We start from the raw sequence: 19,896 nt of genomic DNA on the forward strand, positions 1-19,896 counted from the left end.
CGCCCGTCATGTCCCGGCGGGAGCGTGCAGGTCACAATTACCCGCAGTGGCAGGGCCTTTGGAATCATGTTGCCCATGTCAACGACTCCAGAAGAAGAAGACGGGCCAGGCGCCCGCTCGACGGCCACGTCCCAGCGGACGCCCGCCGTCACCGCCCCCGACGCCGCCGAGGAGCGCAGCGCCCGGGTGGCCGTCACGCTGTTCCCGCTGCTGATCCTCGCCGGCGGGGCGATCGCCCTGTTCCTGCCCGCACCGTTTTTGGGCTGGGCGACGTTCATCAACCCGGGCCTGATGCTCATCATGTTCGGCATGGGCCTGACCCTGACGCTGCCCGACTTCTCCCTGGTGATCCGCCAGCCGCTGCCGGTGCTGCTGGGCGTGGTCGCCCAGTACGTGATCATGCCGCTGGCCGGCCTGGGCGTCTCGACGGTGCTGGGCTTGTCGCCGGCCCTGGCCGCCGGCGTCATCCTGGTCGGCTGCGCCCCCGGTGGCACGGCGTCGAACGTGGTCACCTACCTGGCCAAGGGCGACGTCGCCCTGTCGGTGACCATGACGAGCGTCTCGACGCTCATCGCCCCGATCTTCACCCCGCTGCTCACCCTCTGGCTGGCCGGGCAGTACCTGCCGGTCGACGCCGGGTCCATGGCCCTGTCGATCGTGCAGATCGTGCTCGTGCCCGTGGTGCTGGGCCTGGTCGTGCGGATGGCGGCGCCGAAGCTGGTCGCCGCGGTGATCCCCGCCCTGCCCTGGGTCTCGGTCCTGGCGATCACGTTCGTGGTCATCGCCGTCGTCGCCGGCAGCGCCGCGGCGATCTTCAGCGCCGGTCTGTTGATTCTGGCAGCGGTCATCCTGCACAACGGGCTGGGCTACCTGCTCGGCTACGGCGCCGCCAAGCTGTTCCGCCTGCCCATCCCCTCGCGGCGCACCATGGCCATCGAGGTCGGCATGCAGAACTCCGGCCTCGCCGCCGGGCTGGCCAAGACCTACTTCGCCCCCGAGGCGGCCCTGCCCGGCGCGGTGTTCTCCGTCTGGCACAACGTCTCGGGCGCCATCCTGGCGGCCATCTGGCGGCGCAGCAGCTCCAACGCCAGGTAGCCGCAGGGACCCGGAGCGGGGACCGGGCATGAAAAGGAGGGAGTACGACGGCGGATCATCCCGCCGTCGTACTCCCTCCTTCGTGCGTGGTGCTGTGGTGCTACTTGGTGATCGGGCCGAGCACCGGATCGTTCTTGTAGGCTTCCTTCACGTTGGCCTGGGTGACGATCTGGGGCTTGAGCAGGTAGGCCGGAACGGTCTTGACGCCGTTGTCGTAGGACTTCTCGTCGTTGACCTCGACCTTCTTGCCCGCCTGCAGGTCCTTGACCATGGTGGAGGCGTGCTCCACCAGGGCGCGGGTGTCCTTGTTGATGGTCGAGTACTGCACGCCCTTCATGATGGACTTCACCGATTCGACCTCGGAGTCCTGACCGGTGACGATCGGGGTCTCCTTGCCGGCTGCCTTGACCGAGGTCAGTGCGGCGCGGGCCAGGGTGTCATTCGGGGAAAGGATGCCGTCGAGCTTCTTGGAGCCGGTGTAGGTACCGGTCAAGATGGTGTCCATGCGCTTCTGGGCGTTTTCGGCCTTCCAGCCCTGGGTGACTGCCTGCTTGAAGGAGGTCTGGCCGGAACCGACCTTGAGCGTTCCGTCGTCGATCTTCGGCTTCAGCACGTCCATGGCGCCGTCGAAGAACACCTGGGCGTTGGCGTCGTCGGGGGATCCGGCGAGCAGCTCGATGTTGTAGGGGCCGTTGCCCTTCTTTTCCTTCAACCCGTCCAGCAGCGCCTGGCCCTGCAGCTGGCCGACCTTGAAGTTGTCGTAGGCCACGTAGTAGTCCACGTCCTTGGTGTTCAGCAGCAGCCGGTCATAGGCGATGACCGTGGCGCCGGCTTCCTTCGCGGCCTTGAGCTGGTTGCCCAGCTGCGCACCGTCGATGGCGCCGACGATGATGACCTTGGCACCCTTGGAGACCATGGCGTTGATCTGGTTCTGCTGTTCGGCCACGCCGCCGTTGGCGAACTGGACGTCGGGCTTGAAGCCGGCATCCTTGAGGTCCTTGTTGAACAGATTCTCCGCCAGGACCCAGTTCTCACTGGTCTTCTGCGGCAGGGCGACACCGATGGTGGCTCCCTCGTCGAACCCGGAGGCGGAGGAGTCCGCGCCGGCATCGGTGTTGGCATCCTGGCGGCCGCAGCCGGTCAGGGCCATCGCGGCAATCGCGGTCACGGCCGCGAGCTTGGTTGCCTTGCCCATGATTTTCATTGTTTTCCCTTTTCTGGTGTGAGAGGTGGAGCAGGTGGGTTTCAGGCCCCGGTGGGGATCTTTTCCTTGGCGGATTCGACAGCGTCCGCCTGGGGTTTGTTCTTGGTGAGCAGCCCGCGGGAGAGCATGCCGGTGATGGACGGCTTGCCCTGGGACTTGTTGTAGACGTCGAATGCGACGGCGGCCAGGAGCACGAGGCCCTTGATGATCTGGGTGGCGTCGGCTCCGACGCCGAGCAGCTGCAGTCCGTTGTTCAGCACGGCCATGACGAGGCCACCGATGATGGAGCCGACGACGGTGCCGACACCGCCGGTGACCGCTGCGCCGCCGATGAAGACGGCTGCGATGGCGTCCAGCTCCCACATGTTGCCGTCCGAGGGGCCGGAAGCAGTGGAGCGGGCCACGAAGATCATGCCGGCCAGGCCGGCCAGGATGGCCATGTTCATCATGACCATGAAGTTGACCTTCTTGGAGCGCACGCCGGAGAGTTCCGCAGCGTGGCGGTTGCCGCCGACGGCGTAGATGTGGCGGCCGAAGACGGTGCGCGAGGAGATGAAGCCGTAGATGAGCACCAGCACGATGAGGATGATGCCCGGGATCGGCAGCGAGGTGCCGGGACGGCCGGTGGCGAAGAGGTACGTGGCGTAGAGGATGGCCGCGCTGATCAGGGTCAGCTTGGTGATCTGCACCCACATCGGGGACACGACGGCTCCGAGGCGCTGGGCCTTGGCCCGGCCGCGCAGCCCCATGATGACGACGAAGGCCGCGGTGGCCAGTCCCAACAGGAGGGTGAGGTTGTTGTACCCGGTGTTGGGCCCGACCTCCGGCAGGTAGCCGGCGCCGATGTACTGGAAGTCCTCGGGGACCGGGATGGTGTTGGACTTGCCGACGAACTGGTTCAGTCCGCGGAAGAGCATCATGCCGGCCAGGGTCACGATGAAGGCCGGGATGCCGACGTAGGCGACCCAGAATCCCTGCCAGGCACCGATGACGGCGCCCAGGGCCAGGCCCAGCAGGACACCGGCCCACCAGGGAAGGCCCCAGTCGCGGATGGCCAGGGCCACGGTGACGCCGACGAAGGCGGCGATGGATCCGACGGAGAGGTCGATGTGTCCGGCGATGATGACCAGCACCATGCCGATGGCCAGGATGAGGATGTAGGCGTTGCCGTTGAGCAGGTTCATCAGGTTGCCGGAGGTCAGGGTCACGCCCTCGGTCATGATCTGGAAGAAGACCACCAGGGCCACCAGTGCGAAGATCATGCCGAATTGGCGGGTGTTGCCGCCAAAGAGCTGCTTGATCGCGTTCATTGTATTGTTCCTTGGTTCGCGGGGTCAGTGGGTCGGGCCGGCCGGGTGGCCTAGGCGGAAACGCGGCTGGAGGTCATCAGCCGCATGAGGTTTTCGGGGGTGGCCTCGGACTTGTCGACGACCCCGGTGACGGAGCCCTCGAAGATGGTGTAGATCCGGTCCGAGAGTCCCAGGAGTTCGGGTAGTTCCGAGGAGATGACGATGACGCCCTTGCCCTGGTTGGCCAGTTCCTGGATGATGCCGTAGATCTCGAACTTGGCGCCCACGTCGATGCCGCGGGTGGGTTCATCGAGGATCAACAGATCCGGTTGGGTGAACATCCACTTGGCCAGGACCACCTTTTGCTGGTTCCCGCCGGAGAGCTTGTCCACGCCTTCCTCGACGGAGGGTGTCTTGGTGCGCAGCGTCTTGCGGTAGTGTTCGGCGACCTCGAACTCACGATCACGGTCCACGATCGAATGCGGGCTGATTTCCTTCAGGTTCGCCGAGACGGTGGTGGCCTTGATGTCATCGAGCAGGTTCAGTCCGAGGGTCTTGCGGTCCTCGGTGACGTACCCCAACCCGGCGTCGATGGCCTGGGCGACGTTGCGCAGCACGAGCTCCTGGCCGTTCATGGTGATGGTGCCGGAGAGGAACTTGCCGTAGGAACGTCCGAAGATCGAGCGGGCGAGTTCGGTGCGGCCCGCACCCATGAGACCGGCGAAACCGACGATCTCCCCGCGGCGGACAAAGAAGTTGGAGTCCTTGCAGACCATCCGGTCGGCGATCTGCGGGTGGGCGACGTTCCAGCCCTTGACCTCGAAGAACGTCTCACCGATCTGGGGGGAGTGGTCCGGGAAGCGGGATTCCAGGGTGCGCCCCACCATGCCCTTGATGATGCGGTCCTCGTTGACTCCGTCCTTGTGGACGTCGAGGGTCTCGATGGACTGGCCGTCCCGCAGGATGGTGATGGAGTCGGCGACCTGTTCGATCTCGTTGAGCTTGTGGGAGATCATGATCGAGGTGATCCCCTTGCCCTTGAGGCCGCGGATCAGATCCAACAGGTGCTGGGAGTCGGATTCGTTCAGGGCCGCGGTCGGCTCGTCGAGGATGAGCAACTTGACCGACTTGTTCAGGGCCTTGGCGATCTCGACCAGCTGCTGCTTGCCGACGCCGATTTCCTTGACCGGGGTGTCGGGGGAGTCCGAGAGGCCGACGCGGGCCAGCAACTCCATGGAGCGGACCCGGGCGATGGACCAGTCGATGACCCCGAAGCGGGTCGGCTCGTTGCCCAGGAAGATGTTCTCCATGATGCTCAGCTCGGGGATCAACGCCAGTTCCTGGTGGATGATCACGATGCCGGCCTGTTCGCTGGCGTTGATGCCGCGGAAGGACTGCACGGCACCCTGGAAGTAGATGTCCCCGGTGTAGGTCCCGTGCGGGTAGACCCCGGAGAGGACCTTCATCAGTGTCGATTTGCCGGCGCCGTTCTCGCCGCAGATCGCGTGGATCTCGCCGGCCCTGACCTGGAGGTTCACATCGGCCAGCGCCTTGACGCCCGGGAACTCCTTGGTGATGGAGCGCATCTCCAGGATGTTCGGGTGCTGATGCCCGGTGGTTGGTGTGTTCATGGTGCCCTGCGGCCTTCCGATGGTGCGTGGGTGGGGTGCGGTGTGCTCACGGGTGGTCCCGGGACTGGTCAGGGGGCACGGATGCCCACATGCTGGAAGGCCAGGGCTGCCGCGCCGAGGGCCTCGGCCCGGTTGCCCAGCGAGGACATCACCAGGGCAGTGCTCTCGCCGACGACGGGGACCGCGTGGCGCAGCAGGCCGCGTCGGATGGGATCCAGGAGCAGGTCGCCCAGCCCGGCCAGGGGGCCGCCGACGACGATGACCTCGGGGTTGAGCAGGTTGGCGATGTTGCCCAGTTCCTGGCCCACCGCCATGCCGGCGTCGTCCACCACCCGCAGGACGGCGGAGCTGCCGTCGGCCGCCTGGGAGACCACGTCCTCGGCGGTTTCCGGTGCCTGGCCCGAGCGGGCGAGCAGGTTGATCATGACAGTGGTGGAGGCGACCGTTTCCAGGCAGCCCCGGTTGCCACAGCGGCAGACCGAACCGTGCTCCTGGACCGTGGCGTGGCCGATTTCCCCGGTGATGCCGACGTTGCCGTAGTAGGGGGAACCGTTGATGATCAGCCCGGCGCCGATGCCCGAGCCGATCTTGATGAAGATGAGGTTCTCCAGCCCGTTGTGCGGCCCCCAGGTGACCTCGGCCAGCGCGCCGAGGTTCGCGTCGTTGTCCACGACAACGGGCAGGTCCAGGGTCTCCTCGAGGCGCTCCTGGATGTTGATCCCGACCCACTCCGGCAGGATGGCGCCCTGGGCGACGGTTCCGGTGCGGCGGTCGATGGGCCCGGGGATGCCGACACCGGCGCCGATGAGCGCGCTCGGGGCCAGACCCTTGGAGGTCAGGAGTTCGGAGATCAGGTGGGCGGCCGCGGCGATGCCTTCCTCCGCGTGGTGTCCCAGGGGCAGGATGACGGTCTTCTCGGCGACGATCTGGTAGTTCAGGGAGGAGAACACCACGCGCAGGTGGCGGCGTCCGAAGTCGATGCCGACCGCGATGGCCCCATCGCTGATCAGCTTGACGTTCAGGGCCCGGCGGCCGGAGCTGGTGGTGGGTTCGGTGCTGACCAGTCCCGCAGTCTGCATGAACTTCACGATGTTGGAGACCGTCGCGGTGGACAAGCCGGTCTGGCGGGACAGTTCGGCCTGCGTGGAGGGGCCGGAGAGCAGGCAATCGATGATGCGCTGCTGGTTCAGATGACGCAGCGCCGATTGGGAGCCCGGGCTCTTACGCGCGGTCCGTGACGCGGCTCTCGTTTCCAACATGAGAAGTAGTCTGCATCACATTTGACTTGGCGTCAATAAGTGAACGCATAAATGCTGAAGATTCGTTATTGAGTTCTTGAAGTTACCTCAAGGAGGGTTCCCGCCTAGGGCAATGGCCACTCGTGGACGGGCCCCGTATGGTGCATGTGTTCCCAATACAGGCGGGTCATCTCCTGCAGTGCGCGGCGTCGGTCGAGCCCGTGGGCCTCCAGGCGTTCCAGGGCGTGGATTTGCCACTGCGCACCGTTCTGCTCGGTGCTGGCCCGTTCGCGCAGCACGTCGAGGTAGCGGGCGGCGACGGCATCGTCGACGCCGAGATCGGCCAGCCCCTCGGCAGCCAGCGGCAACAGGTGGCGCACGATGAGCTCGGAGACCGGGATCTCCCCGACGCCGGGCCAGTAGACGGTGGCATGGAGGCCATCGCGGGCACAGGCCAGGAAGTTCTCCGTGGCCGTGCCGAAGGCCATCCGGGACCAGAGCGGGCGTTGGGCCGTGCGCAGCCGACGGACCAGGCCAAAGAAGAACGCTGCGTTCGCCACGGTATCCAGGACGCTGGGCCCGGCCGGCAGCAGGCGGTTCTCCAGGCGCAGGTTCGGCACTGCGGTTCCGGGGTCGTAGATGGGCCGGTTCCAGCGGTAGACCGTCCCGTTGTGCAGCAGCAACTCGTGGAGCCGCGGTGCACCCGACTTGGTCTTTTCCGCGCGTCGGCCGGACAGCTCGGGCAGCAGTGCAGGGAAATAGCGGACGTTCTCCTCGAAGAGGTCGAAGAACGAGGTGATCCAGCGTTCACCGAACCAGACGCGGGGGCGTACGCCCTGGGCCCGCATTTCCGGGGCCCGGGTGTCGATGGACTGTTTGAAGAGCTCGATGCGGGTCTCGTGCCAGAGCACCTTTTCCAGGAACACCGGGGAATTGGCGGCAAGCGCCACCTGCGGGCCGGCGATGATCTGGGCGGCGTTCCAAGCCGGGGCGAATTCGTCGGGGGAGAGCTGGAGGTGGAGCTGGACGGAGGTGCAGGCGGCTTCCGGGGCGATCGACTGGGCGTAGAAGCGCAGGTGCTCCTCACCGGCAATATCGATCAGCACGTCCTCGCCACGGGCCTGGAGCACCGACGTGTTCAGTGCCGCATAGCGTTTGCCGGCACTCATCCAGTCCTTGTCCTGCAGCTGTTCGGCTTGCAGGGTGGGCAGGATGCCGGTCATCAGCAGGTCGGTCCCCGCTGCATCGGCCCGGGCATCGGCACGGTTGAGTTGGGTGCGCAGGCTTTCCTCGAGCTCGCGCAGGCCGCGTCCGGCCACGTCCAGGGCCGGATGGTTCAGCTCGATGTTGAACGCGCCGATCTCCGTCTGGAAGGCCTCATCGGCGATGGATTCGAGCACTTCGGCATTGCGCATGGCCGGGGTGAAATCCCGGTTGGCCAGGTTCAGTTCGAGTTCGAGGCCGATGGTCCCCGAGGCGGCGAAATGCCCGTCGGCGAGGAACGTCTCGAACGTCTCGAGGTTCTGGTTCAGGCGCTCCCGATAGGTAGTGCGCTGCGCCCGCGTAAAGGTCTTCTTGCTGACTTCGGCTCCCATGGACTGAGAGTACTGGCGAGTCGCCGCGCTGTACATGGGCCGCCGGATCCGCGCCCCGGCGCCGGATCAGACGGTGGTGTCGTTGAGGTAGCTGACGCCGAGCTGGTTGCGCACCCCGTCGAGCAGGCGCATGGTGTCCACGGAGTCGGCCCAGCTCATCGTCGGGCTCTGCGTGAGCCCCTGCTGGATGCAGCGGGTGGCCTCCCGCAGTTCGTAGACATAGTTGCGGCCCACCGGCTCGAAGGAGACGGTGCGCGGTTCCCCGTCGAGGGGGGTGACCTGGAAGGAGGTGGGGTTGTTCAACGGCCCGGAGGTGCGCAGCCACCCCTTGCTGCCGGAGACCACCGCCTCGCGGGGCCCGGCCCCGGTGAGCGAGCAGAGCAACTGGGCCTGGGCGCCCGAGGCGTAGCCCAGGGTGAGTGATTCTTGGGTGTCCACTCCGTCGTCGTTCAGGTGCCCGACCGCCTGCACAGTTGCGGGGAAACCGAGGCAACCCAGCGCCCAGGTGAGCGGGTAGACCGCCAGGTCCAGCAGGGCGCCGCCACCGGCCGCAGGGTCCCAGAGCCGCCAGGACGGGTCGTACGGTGCGGGGAAGCCGAGGTCCGCGCGGACCCAGGCGATGTCGCCGAGCTCGCCGGAATCGACGAGTTCCAGGGCGCGGTGCACCGCGGGCAGGAAACGGGTCCAGACGGCCTCCATGAGGAAGAGCCCGCGGCTGCGCGCCAACTCCACCAGCTCGAGCGCCTCGGCGGCGTTGATGGTCAGCGACTTCTCGCACAGCACGTGCTTGCCCGCGGTGAGGGCCTGGTGGGCGACCTCGAAATGCTGTCCATGCGGGGTGGCGATGTAGACGGCCTCCACCTCGGGCTCCGCGAGCAGCGCCTGCAACCCGGTGCGCTGGGCATCGTCGCCGAAGGAGGTCGCGAAACCGTGTTCCTCGGCGAAGGCGGCGGCCCGCTGGGCGTCCCGGGAACTGACGGCGTGCAGGACGGAGTCCTGAAGCAGGGCCAGGTCCCCGGTGACGGTGTTCGCGATCCGGCCCGTGGAGACCACGCCCCAGCCCACCGGGCGGCCCGTGGCGGACAGCGGTGAGGGGGCGTTCGATGCGGCACAGGGAGGGGTGGGGAAGCGCAGGCTCATGCCCCCCAGCTTGGCACGGGGGCCTCCGGGCGGCAACGCACCGCCCGGCGGGTCAGCCGGCGTTGGCCGCGCGGTGCTTCTCGGCCAACACCAGGTAGTGCTCGGAGTTGGTGCGCAGCCCGTTGACCTCCTCCTCGGTGAGTTCGCGGCGGACCTTGGCCGGGACGCCGGCCACCAGCGACCGCGGCGGCACGACGGTGCCCTCCAGCACCAGGGCCCCCGCGGCGACGAGTGACTGCTCGCCGATCTGCGCACCGTTCATCACGGTCGCGCTCATGCCGATCAGGCAGCCGTCGCCGATGGTGCACCCGTGGATGACCGCCGAATGGCCGACGGAGACGCCGGTGCCCACGGTGGCCGGGTAACCGGAATCGGCATGCACGACGACGTTGTCCTGCAGGTTGGTCAGGTCACCGATGCGGATGGGGGCCGAGTCGCCGCGGACCGAGACGCCGTAGAACGCGCTGGCGCGCTCGCCGAGCTCGACGTCGCCGGACAGGGTGGCGGTCGGGGCGGTGAAGGCCGAGGAGGCGACCTTCGGGGTCTGGGAGTCGATCGTGATGATGTAGGTCATGTCCCGAGTCTACAAACCCGGCGGGGTGGGCCTTAGTTGAAGACGACGGTGCGGCGCCCGTCCAGCAGGACCCGGCGCTGCGCCGCCCACTGCACGGCCTGGGCCAGCGTGCGGCCCTCCACGTCGCGGCCCATCGCCACGAACTGCCCGGGGGTCTTGGCGTGGTCGACCCGGATGACCTGCTGTTCGATGATCGGGCCCTCGTCCAGGTCCGCGGTCACGTAGTGCGCGGTCGCCCCGATCATCTTCACGCCGCGGGCGTGGGCCTGGTGGTAGGGCTTGGCCCCCTTGAAGGAGGGCAGGAAGGAGTGGTGGATGTTGATGGCCCGGCCGTTCAGTTCGCGGCAGAGGTCGTCGGAGAGGATCTGCATGTAGCGGGCCAGGACCACCAGTTCGATGTCGTGTTCGCGCACCAGCTCCAGCAGGCGCGCCTCGGCGTCGGGCTTGGTGTCGGCGGTGACCGGCAGGTGCAGGAAGTCGACCCCGTAGAACTCGGCCATCGGCGCCAGGTCCCGGTGGTTGGAGACGATGAGCGGGATCTCGATGGGCAGCGAGCCGGCGCGTTGCTGGAAGAGCAGGTCGTTGAGCGCATGTCCCGCGGTGGAGCACATGATCAGCGTGCGCAGCGGCTGGGCCTCGGGGTGGACGGCCAACGTCATGGCAAAACGGGTGGACACCTCATCGAGCGGGGCGCGCACCGCGTCGATCCCGGCCTCGGTGGAGACGGCGACGCGCATGAAGAACAGTCCCGACTCGGGGCTTTCGAACTGCTGGGACTCCGTGATGTTGCAGCCTGCCTGGAGCAGGGCACCCGAGACGGCATGCACGATGCCGGGCTGGTCGGCGCAGGACAGGGTCACGATGTATTGCTGGCTGGTCACCGTACTAGCCTACCGGCAGTGGCTCCAACGACCCCAGCGCTGCCAGCGCGGCGGCCCGGCCCGCGCGGGTGGCCCCCACCGTCGAGGCCGACGCCCCGTATCCGACCAGGAACAGCCGCGGTTCGCGCACCACGGAGACCGCGTCGGCCGCCATGCGGATCCCGCCGCCGGGCTCACGCAGGCGCAACGCTGACAGGTGGTCCACCGCGGCCCGGAACCCGGTGGCCCAGAGCACGGTGTCGATCTCCGCCGTCGTGCCGTCGGTGAAGACCGCTCCCTGGGGGAGCAGGCGTTCCAACGGCCCGCGGGAGGCCAGGACCCCGGAGGCGATGCCCGCCCGGTAGGGCGCGGTCAGCGGCAGCCCGGTCTCCGCGACCACGCTGCGCGGAGGCAGCCCGGCCCGGGTGCGGGCCGTGACCCGCTCCTCGACGCCGCGGCCCCATTCGGTGTCGAACGCGGTGTCCGTCCAGTCCGGTGCCCGCCGGGTGGACCACGTGGTCCGGGCCCCGGCAGCATCGAGCTGGAGCAGGAACTGCGCCGCCGAGGTCCCGCCGCCGACCACCAGCACGCGCTCGCCGGCGAAGTCGGAGGCGTCGGTGAAATCGTGGGTGTGCAGTTGCCGGCCGGCAAAGTCGGCCCGGCCGGGGTAGGACGGCCAATAGGGCCGGTCCCAGGTGCCCGTGGCGTTCACCACGGCGCCGGCGGTCCAGGTCCTGCCGTCGGTGGCGCGCACCACCAGCGCGTGGTCCGCGTCGTCGGCGCGGGTGACCGCGGCGACGGCCACCGGGCGGATGACCTGCAGGTCGAAGCGGCGTTCGTGGGCTTCGTAGTACCGGGAGACGACGGCGGAGGCCGGCTCCTGCGGGTCGGGGGAGCCCAGGGGCAGGCCGGGCAGGTCATGCAGCCCGTGCGCCGCGTCGAAGGTGAGCGAGTCCCAGCGGTGCCGCCAGGCCCCGCCGGGGCCGTCGTTGGCGTCGAGCACCACGAAGTCGGTGCCCGGCCGCAGCCCGCGCCGCACCAGGTGGTAGGCGGCACTGAGGCCCGCCTGGCCGGCCCCGATGACCACGATCTGCACGTCCCACCCCTTTGCTTGAATACTCAACTACTGGGGGAACGGGCGGGTGGTGGCGTCTATTCCCCGCTCCGTTGCACCATCGTCGGATCGGCGGGCTTCATGCCGCGCAATGAGCGCGTAAAGCGTGGACAGGGCGGGGTCCGGCTCGGTTAGCATGGGAGCGTCGCGACTGGCGTTTAAGTGGAGGACCACGGGGGAGCGACGGCAGGACCAAACCACCGGATCGCGCGCCTGGACCCGGGGTCAGCGATGCGGCATGCGCCGTCGTCGTGTTCCAGACCGCACACCATCCCCGTCAGCAGGAGAACATCCCGTGAGCACAGCGAACACCGTCACCAACCAGCCCCTCTCCGAGGTGGACCCGGAGATCGCGGCGGTCCTGACCGCCGAACTGGGCAGGCAGCGCAACACCCTGGAAATGATCGCCTCGGAGAACTTCGCCCCGCGCGCCGTCCTGCAGGCCCAGGGCTCGGTGCTGACCAACAAGTATGCCGAGGGCTACCCGGGACGCCGCTACTACGGTGGCTGCGAGCACGTGGACGTCGCCGAGAACCTGGCACGGGACCGTGTGAAGTCCCTGTTCGGTGCGAAGTACGCCAACGTACAGCCGCACTCCGGCGCCTCGGCCAACGCCGCCGCCCTGGCCGCGATGATCGAACCCGGCGACAAGATCCTGGGCCTCTCGCTGGCGCACGGCGGTCACCTCACGCACGGCATGAAGCTGAACTTCTCCGGCAAGCTCTACGAGGTCGCCGCCTACGAGGTCGAACCCGACACGTTCACCATCGACATGGACAAGCTGCGCGCCCAGGCCATCGCCGAGAAGCCGCAGGTCATCATCGCCGGCTGGTCCGCCTACCCCCGCCAGCTCGACTTCGCCGCCTTCCGCTCCATCGCCGACGAGGTCGGGGCGCTGCTCTGGGTCGACATGGCCCACTTCGCCGGACTGGTCGCCGCCGGGCTGCACCCGAACCCGATCCCGTATGCCGACGTCGTGACCTCCACCGTGCACAAGACGCTGGCCGGACCGCGCTCGGGCCTGATCCTGACCAACGACCTGGAGCTGTACAAGAAGATCAACTCCAACGTCTTCCCCGGCCAGCAGGGTGGGCCGCTGATGCACGCCATCGCCGGCAAGGCAGTGGCCTTCAAGATCGCCGCGTCCGAGGAGTTCCGCGAACGCCAGGAACGCACCCTGGCCGGTTCCCGGCTGCTCGCCGAGCGCCTTGGCGCCGAGGACGTCACCGCGCAGGGCGTCTCCGTGCTCACCGGCGGCACCGACGTGCACCTGGTCCTGGTGGACCTGCGCGACTCCGAGCTGGACGGCAAGCAGGCCGAGGACCTGCTGCACTCCATCGGCATCACCGTGAACCGCAACGCCGTCCCGTTCGATCCCCGACCGCCGATGGTGACCTCCGGGCTGCGCATCGGCACCCCGGCGCTGGCGACCCGCGGCTTCGGCGCCGCCGAGTTCACCGAGGTGGCCGACATCATCGCCATCGCCCTGCGCGACGGCGACTCCGCGGACCTCGCGGCCCTGTCGGCCCGGGTGGAAAAGCTCGCAGCGGAATTCCCCCTCTACGCGGAACTGGAGCAGTGGTAACCATGGCCGAACGCGCACAGATCCTCGACGGCAAGGCCACCGCGGCGGCCATCAAGGCCGAATTGACCGAACGCGTCGCCGCCCTGGCCGCACGCGGCATCACCCCCGGACTGGGCACCATCCTGGTTGGGGAGGACCCGGGCTCGAAGTGGTACGTCGGCGGCAAGCACAAGGACTGCGCCGAGGTCGGCATCACCTCGATCCGCATCGACCTGCCCGATGACACCAGCCAGGACGAGCTGCTGGCCAAGGTCCGCGAACTCAACGAGAACCCGGAATGCACCGGCTACATCGTGCAGCTGCCGCTGCCGAAGCACATCGACCAGGACACCGTGCTGGAGGCGATGGACCCGTCCAAGGACGCCGACGGGCTGCACCCGATGAACCTGGGCCGCCTCGTCGCGAACGTCAACCGGCCGATGGAATCCCCGCTGCCCTGCACGCCCAAGGGCTGTGTGGAACTGCTGGCCCGCCACGACATCGACCTGGCGGGCAAGAACGTCCTGGTGGTCGGCCGCGGCGTCACCATCGGACGTCCCATCGGCCTGCTGCTCACCCGCAAGGAGATCAACGCCACGGTCACCCTGGCCCACACCGGGACCACCGACCTGGCAGCGCATCTCGCGCGCGCCGACGTCGTCATCGCCGCCGCCGGCTCGCCGCACATGATCAAGGCGGCCGACCTCAAGCCCGGGGCCATCGTCCTGGACGTCGGCGTGAGCCGGGTCGACGACGGTTCCGGCAAGGCCAAGGTCACCGGGGACGTGGACCCTGCGGCGTATGACGTCGCCTCCTGGATCTCACCGAACCCCGGCGGGGTGGGCCCGATGACCCGCGCCATGCTGCTCTCCAACGTGGTGGAATCCGCGGAACGCCAGGCCGGCTGAGCCACACCGTCCCACCGGGGCCCGGGAACCACACGGTTCCCGGGCCCCGTGCCGTTCGGGCGGCTACACCGCGGGGAGTACGACGGCGGTGCCCGGCTACCGCCGTCGGCTGATGTCGGCGCCGGGGCGCGGCGGTAGTCTCGAACCATGGGAAGACGCCGACCTCCGCTGGCCGTGCTGCCGGTGCTGGTGGCTTTCTTCCAGCTGGCCGGCAGCTCCTTCGCCGCCCGGCACCAGGGACTCGAATTGTCGTGGATCGCCGTCGTGCTCCTGCTCGCCGGCCCCGCCCTGCTGCTGTTGCGCCGCCGCGCCCCGGGGCCAGCCGTCGCGGCGATCACCCTGGTCGACGGCGCCTACCTCTTCTCCGGCTACCCGTGGGGACCGGTGGTGTTGTCCCTGGTGCTGGGGCTCGTGTTCTCGGTGCTGGGCCGCGCCCGGTGGTGGGGTTGGGCCTCCGTCGCCGTGCTGGCCGGGGGGTTGGCCGCTGCCGGGCTGGCCCCGGGGTGGGCTCCCGGTCCCGGACCAGCGGCGGGACAGGGCCGCTGGCTGGTCCTGCCGGCCTGGTTCACCGTCATCCTGCTGGTCACCGAACTGGTGCGCTCGCGTCGGGATCGGCGGAGCGAACAGCTGCGCATCGCCCGCGCACAGGCCAGCCACCGCCGTGATGAGGAACGGCTGGTGCTCGCGCGCGATATCCACGACGTCGTCGCGCATTCACTCTCGATGATCAACGTCCAGTCCTCGGTGGCCCTGCACCTGGGGCGCCGCCATCCCGATCCCCAGGCCCTGCTGGAGGCGTTGGCCACGATCAAGGCAGGGTCCGCCGCGGCCCTGGCCGAGGTGCGGGACGTGCTGGCCGTCCTGCGCCAGGACGCACCGCGGGTGCCCAGCCAGCGGCTCGATGCGCTGGAGGAGCTGATCAACAGGGTCCGCGCCGCGGGGCTCGATGTCAGGTACTCGGCCCCGGCCCACCCCTGGCCGGCCTGGGTGGGAGAGCGGACGGAGAACGTCCTGTTCCGTGCGGTGCAGGAGTCGCTGACCAACGTGGTGCGCCATGCAGCGGCGGGCACCGTCGACGTCGACCTCGCGTTGGACGAGGCCACCGCCCGGCTGCGGGTGGCCGACGACGGCCGCGGACGCGCCGGCACCCCGGAAGGCAACGGCCTGCGCGGGATGCGCGAACGCGTGGCCGCACGCGGGGGCACCGTGGAGTTGGCGGACCTGGACCCCGGGACCTCGGTGACCGTCACCCTCCCCGCACCGGAGGATCCATGACCACCGTGTTGTTGGCAGATGACCAGGCGCTGATCCGCGCCGGGTTCCGTGCGCTGCTCTCGGCCGAGGACGACCTGGAAGTCGTCGGGGAAGCAGCCACCGGGGAAGCGGCGCTGGCGCAGGCCAGGGCGCTGCGCCCCGACGTCGTGCTCATGGACATCCGCATGCCCGGGGGAGACGGGATCGAGGCGGCCACCGCGCTGCTGGCCGACCCCGACCTCGCCGGGACGAAGGTCATCATGCTCACCACGTTCGAGCTCGACGACTACATCCTGGACTCCGTCCGGGCCGGTGCCAGCGGGTTCCTGGTCAAGGACACCGAGCCCGAGGAACTGCTGCGGGCCGTGCGCGCCGTGGCCCGGGGGGATGCGCTGCTGTCGCCCTCGGTCACCCGCCGGCTGCTCGCCCGCGTCGCCGCTGCACGGCCGGAGCCGGTCCGCCGGCTGGCCAGCCTGGGGCCGCTGACCGCGCGCGAACGCGAGGTCCTCGCGCTGGTGGGCCGCGGCCTGGACAATGCCGGCATCGCCCTGCGGTTGTTCATCACGCCGCTGACCGCCAAAACACATGTCTCGCGCATCATGGGCAAGCTCGGGGCACGGGACCGATCCCAGCTGGTGGTCCTCGCCTACGAAAGCGGTCTCGTGGCCCCGGGAATCGACGTTGACGGGGACACCCGGTCCTGATGGGGGAGGCGTCCGGCGTACTCCCGCAGTCGTCCGCCAGGCCTCCCCGGGGTGTAGGGACCGGCCAGCAGATGACTCCCGGGGGCAGATGCGCCGGACGGCGCGGCGCGGAAGGGTAGGTCATGTGGCCAGATCGGCCATCACCTGAACCCAGGAGTCACCATGTTGACAACAGCAACGGCCATCGCAGCCACCACCAGCGCACAGCTCGCCGCCCACGGGGAGAACTGGGGGCATGGCGGATTCGGCTGGTGGTTCATTTTTCCCCTGTTCTGGTTCATCCTGATTGCGCTTTTCATCGTGGGCCGTCGCCGCGGCCACGGGCTCGAACACCGGCGCGCGGCCGAAGGAGTGCTGCGGGAACGGTACGCCCGTGGCGAGGTCGATGAGACGGAGTTCCGCCAGCGGCTCGAGGTCCTTCGCGGACCGTCGGGAAAGTAGGCGCATCGGGGCGGCCCCTGTGACGAAACTAGTGAAGATGGTAGAACTGCGGTGTAAGGTCCCGAATGTTCCCACCCACTTAGGGAGTTAGATCGCATGGATACCTCGCAGATTGTCTGGATCATCGTCGCCATCGTGGTGGTGCTGATCATCGTCGGAATCATTGCCCGATTTGCCGGCAAGAAGAAGGCCGAACGCAACCGCGAAGAGGCAGGCAGGATCCGCGCCGAAGCCCAGGAGACCCAACTCCAGGCCAAGGAACGTGAAAACGAGGCCCAACGCGCCAAGGCCGACGCCGATGCCGCAGAGCTGAAGGCCAAGGAACGTGAAGTTGAGGCCCAGCGCCTGCAGACCGAAGCCAACGACGCCGACATTGCCGCCGAGCGCAAGCGGATGGAGGCCGACAAGCTCGGTGCCGACGCCACAGACCGCCAGCGCGCCTCCGAGGAACGCCTGCGCGAAGCCGACAAGTTGGATCCGGACGTGCAGAAGAACCGCCGCTCCGGCGATGCTGCCGACGCACCTGCTGGCGATCCCGCAGCTGATGCTGCCCGGCCCGCTGCCGACCGTGGGATGGACGGTCGGGAGCGCGGTGATGGACAGGCTGCCGCCGGCACCGGTGCCGCAGCCGGCGCCGCCGGGGCTACCGGGGCAGCCGCCTCCCAGGATCGCCGCACCGATGAGCGTGCCGCCGATGCGGGCCGCCGGCCCGCGGCAACCGAACCGCGTGCCGGCGGCCCCGCGGCAGCCCAGGACCGCGCCGGTTCGGCCGATCCTGCGGTCGTGGACCGCGCGGATGAGCGTGCCGGACAGCGCGGAACGAGTGACCGGGTCGCCGACCCGGCCGAGCGCCGTGACCCCGCGCAGGATGACCGTGAGGTTCGAGCCGCCAACGGCGAGCCCGTGGCCGGCCAGCGTGCCGACGCTGGCCCCCGGGATTCCCACAGCGGCGCGGGAACTGCTGCAGCTGCCGGAGCCGGTGGCGCCGCTGCGGGTGCGGCCGGTGCCGCCGCAGCGTCATCCCACCGACACGACGAGGATGCTGCGGGCCGTGGGCGTACCGACGCCGGGCAGCCCGGCGGGAACGACCGGGTAGCCGACGGCCGCCGTGCAGATGACCGGGACGTTCGTGGTGGTGTTGCCGATCGTGGTGATGACGAGCGGCGTGTGGACGGTCGGGATGCCCGTGGTGGCGAGCCCGTGGCCGATCCCGGGGATTCGCGCAGCGGCGCCGGAACTGCTGCAGGTGCTGGTGCCACCGCGGTGTCGCCCAACCGACATGACGAGGAAGCTGCGGGCCGTGGACGCGCGGACGCCGGGCAGCCCGGCGGGAACGGCCGGGTAGCCGACGGCCGCCGTGCCGATGACCGTGCCGAGGGTGGTGTTGATGGGCGTCACGTGGACGGCCAGGATGCCAGCGGTGGCGGGGTCGGTGAGCCGGTCGACGGTGGCCGTCGTCCCGTGGCCGATGACGGTCGGGAATCCGCCCCCGTGGACCGCGACAACGCCTGGCGCGGTGCTGACGAGCAATATGATCGTCCGGGCTTTGCCGAGGACCGCGCTGCCGCCCCGTATGACCAGGACGCCCGCCAGTCGCAGGCCGACGGGTACCGCCAGGGCGATGCAGGACGGCCGACAGCCCAGGGTGCCGAGTCGGCCGGGGAGCCGGTCGGCGGGCACCACGCGGATGCCTACGGCGGACGTGTCCGGCAGGACGGATCTACGGATCCGCGGCAGGACGGCAACGTCACGCGCCCCGGGGAAGCCCCTCCGGCCGCCGGCGATCCGTTGGCCATGGACAGCCCTGATGCCTACGGCGAAGCCGCAGGACAGCGCGCCGCACGCACCCGTGGCGAGTCCGGCGAGGTGCCCAACGTCGATGACGTGGAACCTGGCGGTCGACACGGCGAGGTGCCACGGCATCGCGACCTGGGCTGATCCCAGCCTGGAACACCTACTGCGGGCCGTCTTTCCCTTTGACCGGGAAGGGCGGCCCGCCGTCGTTCCCGAGGTCTACTGACAGGACACACACAGCAAGTATGCGTAGTGTGGGGAACCAGGGAGCCGGACCACTACGGTTTCTGCGGCGTGACTGCCGAGAACTTCGCTCAGAGGGAGTTGCCGATGAGCACTCACGAACTTTCCACGACAGCCCGCCCGCCGACGTCGGAGGCGCCGTTGCGCCGCAATGCCGGAGCCCGTAACTTCAGTCTTCTCAAAAACCGGGTCCTCGATGCCGGGCTGATGCGGCGCCGGCGTGGATATTACCTCGGCGTCGTGATGCTCTTGACGCTTTTCCTGGGCGCAGCCGTCACGGGCTTCACGTTGTTGGGCGATAGCTGGTTCCAGCTGTTCGTCGCCGCCGCCCTGGGCATCATCCTCACCCAGTTCGCCTTCCTCGCCCATGAGGCCTCACACCGCCAGGTCATGGAATCCGGTCCCGCCAACGACCGTGCTGGAAGGATTCTGGCCAATGCGGTGGTGGGCATCAGCTACCAGTGGTGGATGAACAAGCACACGCGCCACCACGCCAAGCCGAACACCGTTGGCAAGGACCCGGACATCGAGCAGGACACGATTTCCTTCCAGCCCGAAGATGCCGCGGCGCGCACGGGCCTGATGGCCTGGCTGACCCGCCGGCAGGGCTACCTCTTCTTCCCCCTGCTCACCTTCGAGGGCCTGAACCTGCACATCCACTCGATCAAGTACCTGTTCACTGGCGACAAGGTGAAAGCCCGGAAACGGGAATTGGCGACCATCGGCCTGCGCCTGGCGATTTACCTGGCCGCGATCTACATCTTCCTGCCGTGGGGGATCGCCAGCGCCTTCGTCGGCGTGCAGCTCGCTGTCTTCGGCATCTACATGGGTGCCTCGTTCGCACCCAACCACAAGGGCATGCCCTTGATCCCCAAGACCTCGACCATCGACTTCTTCAGTCGACAGGTCCTGACCAGCCGGAACATCGTGGGCAAGACGTCCTGGGGAACCCGCGTGCTCACGGCAGTGTTCGGTGGCTTGAACTACCAGGTCGAGCACCACCTGTTTCCGAGCATGCCGCGGCCGCACCTGCGTGAGGTCAGTGCCATGGTCCGGCAGTACTGCCAGGAACTGAAGGTCCCCTACACGGTGGCCTCGGTCTCCGGGTCATATGCCCAGGTGATCCGATACCTGAACACGGTGGGGCTCTCCGCGCGCGACCCGTTCGACTGCCCGATGGTCACGGAGTACCGCCCGCACTAACCTGCGTGATTGAGTTGTGCCAACCACTGCGGCGCAGTAGAGTGC

17 protein-coding genes and 1 riboswitch are annotated in these 19,896 nt (G+C 68.6%); of the genes, 8 read left to right on the forward strand and 9 right to left on the reverse strand.

Annotated features, from left to right (window positions below):
* Nucleotides 1-66: 66 nt before the first annotated feature.
* Entirely contained in the window at nucleotides 67-1,095 is a 1,029-nt protein-coding gene (locus tag ABD088_RS00685; RefSeq protein WP_343899395.1) for a bile acid:sodium symporter family protein, read from the forward strand.
* 100 nt (nucleotides 1,096-1,195) lie between these two features.
* Here the strand turns inward: ABD088_RS00685 and ABD088_RS00690 are convergent, their stop codons facing one another.
* From ABD088_RS00690 to ABD088_RS00730, 9 genes are all read right to left on the reverse strand, one after another.
* A complete protein-coding gene (locus tag ABD088_RS00690; RefSeq protein WP_343899396.1) occupies nucleotides 1,196-2,299 on the reverse strand; it encodes a substrate-binding domain-containing protein in 1,104 nt (367 codons plus the stop codon).
* A 41-nt stretch (nucleotides 2,300-2,340) separates the two neighbouring features.
* Complete coding sequence (mmsB, locus tag ABD088_RS00695) at nucleotides 2,341-3,609, reverse strand: multiple monosaccharide ABC transporter permease (protein ID WP_343899397.1); 1,269 nt, start codon at nucleotides 3,607-3,609, stop codon at nucleotides 2,341-2,343.
* 50 nt (nucleotides 3,610-3,659) lie between these two features.
* A complete protein-coding gene (mmsA, locus tag ABD088_RS00700; protein WP_343899398.1) occupies nucleotides 3,660-5,219 on the reverse strand; it encodes a multiple monosaccharide ABC transporter ATP-binding protein in 1,560 nt (519 codons plus the stop codon).
* Nucleotides 5,220-5,287: 68 nt separating this feature from the next.
* Nucleotides 5,288-6,478 (reverse strand): ROK family transcriptional regulator, encoded by a 1,191-nt coding sequence (locus tag ABD088_RS00705; RefSeq protein WP_343899399.1) that lies wholly within the window; start codon nucleotides 6,476-6,478, stop codon nucleotides 5,288-5,290.
* 104 nt (nucleotides 6,479-6,582) lie between these two features.
* On the reverse strand, nucleotides 6,583-8,052 hold the full coding sequence (locus ABD088_RS00710; protein WP_343899401.1) for a glutamate-cysteine ligase family protein: 1,470 nt from the start codon (nucleotides 8,050-8,052) through the stop codon (nucleotides 6,583-6,585).
* Between the two features lie 66 nt (nucleotides 8,053-8,118).
* The gene (locus tag ABD088_RS00715) at nucleotides 8,119-9,192 is read right to left on the reverse strand and encodes a Gfo/Idh/MocA family protein (RefSeq protein ID WP_343899402.1); all 1,074 of its coding nucleotides are present in this window, start codon (nucleotides 9,190-9,192) and stop codon (nucleotides 8,119-8,121) included.
* Nucleotides 9,193-9,244: 52 nt separating this feature from the next.
* The gene (locus tag ABD088_RS00720) at nucleotides 9,245-9,766 is read right to left on the reverse strand and encodes a gamma carbonic anhydrase family protein (protein ID WP_343899403.1); all 522 of its coding nucleotides are present in this window, start codon (nucleotides 9,764-9,766) and stop codon (nucleotides 9,245-9,247) included.
* A 32-nt stretch (nucleotides 9,767-9,798) separates the two neighbouring features.
* Nucleotides 9,799-10,647, reverse strand: a complete 849-nt coding sequence (gene purU / locus ABD088_RS00725) for a formyltetrahydrofolate deformylase (RefSeq protein WP_343899404.1) — start codon at nucleotides 10,645-10,647, stop codon at nucleotides 9,799-9,801.
* A 4-nt stretch (nucleotides 10,648-10,651) separates the two neighbouring features.
* Nucleotides 10,652-11,722: an FAD-dependent oxidoreductase gene (locus ABD088_RS00730; RefSeq protein ID WP_343899405.1), complete on the reverse strand. Its 1,071-nt coding sequence runs from the start codon at nucleotides 11,720-11,722 to the stop codon at nucleotides 10,652-10,654.
* A gap of 155 nt (nucleotides 11,723-11,877) precedes the next feature.
* Nucleotides 11,878-11,966: riboswitch (ZMP/ZTP riboswitch) on the forward strand.
* 12 nt (nucleotides 11,967-11,978) lie between these two features.
* Here ABD088_RS00730 and glyA point away from each other — a divergent pair.
* The 7 genes from glyA to ABD088_RS00765 all read left to right on the forward strand — a co-directional run bounded on the left by glyA (nucleotide 11,979) and on the right by ABD088_RS00765 (nucleotide 19,851).
* Nucleotides 11,979-13,325, forward strand: a complete 1,347-nt coding sequence (glyA, locus tag ABD088_RS00735; RefSeq protein ID WP_343899406.1) for a serine hydroxymethyltransferase — start codon at nucleotides 11,979-11,981, stop codon at nucleotides 13,323-13,325.
* Nucleotides 13,326-13,327: 2 nt separating this feature from the next.
* Entirely contained in the window at nucleotides 13,328-14,212 is an 885-nt protein-coding gene (locus ABD088_RS00740) for a bifunctional methylenetetrahydrofolate dehydrogenase/methenyltetrahydrofolate cyclohydrolase (RefSeq protein ID WP_343899407.1), read from the forward strand.
* 147 nt (nucleotides 14,213-14,359) lie between these two features.
* Nucleotides 14,360-15,487 carry a sensor histidine kinase gene (locus ABD088_RS00745; RefSeq protein ID WP_343899408.1) on the forward strand — a complete coding sequence of 376 codons (1,128 nt, stop codon included), beginning with the start codon at nucleotides 14,360-14,362 and terminating at the stop codon, nucleotides 15,485-15,487.
* Nucleotides 15,484-16,170, forward strand: coding sequence for a response regulator (locus ABD088_RS00750; protein ID WP_343899409.1), 687 nt, complete (start codon nucleotides 15,484-15,486; stop codon nucleotides 16,168-16,170). Before ABD088_RS00745 ends, ABD088_RS00750 begins: the two co-directional genes overlap by 4 nt.
* Before the next feature lie 162 nt (nucleotides 16,171-16,332).
* The gene (locus tag ABD088_RS00755) at nucleotides 16,333-16,611 is read left to right on the forward strand and encodes an SHOCT domain-containing protein (RefSeq protein ID WP_343899410.1); all 279 of its coding nucleotides are present in this window, start codon (nucleotides 16,333-16,335) and stop codon (nucleotides 16,609-16,611) included.
* A 96-nt stretch (nucleotides 16,612-16,707) separates the two neighbouring features.
* Complete coding sequence (locus tag ABD088_RS00760; protein WP_343899411.1) at nucleotides 16,708-18,549, forward strand: hypothetical protein; 1,842 nt, start codon at nucleotides 16,708-16,710, stop codon at nucleotides 18,547-18,549.
* 186 nt (nucleotides 18,550-18,735) lie between these two features.
* On the forward strand, nucleotides 18,736-19,851 hold the full coding sequence (locus ABD088_RS00765) for a fatty acid desaturase family protein (RefSeq protein WP_372711039.1): 1,116 nt from the start codon (nucleotides 18,736-18,738) through the stop codon (nucleotides 19,849-19,851).
* Nucleotides 19,852-19,896: the final 45 nt, after the last annotated feature.

It is taken from the genome of Arthrobacter rhombi (assembly GCF_039526245.1).
Lineage (GTDB): Bacteria > Actinomycetota > Actinomycetes > Actinomycetales > Micrococcaceae > Arthrobacter_H > Arthrobacter_H rhombi.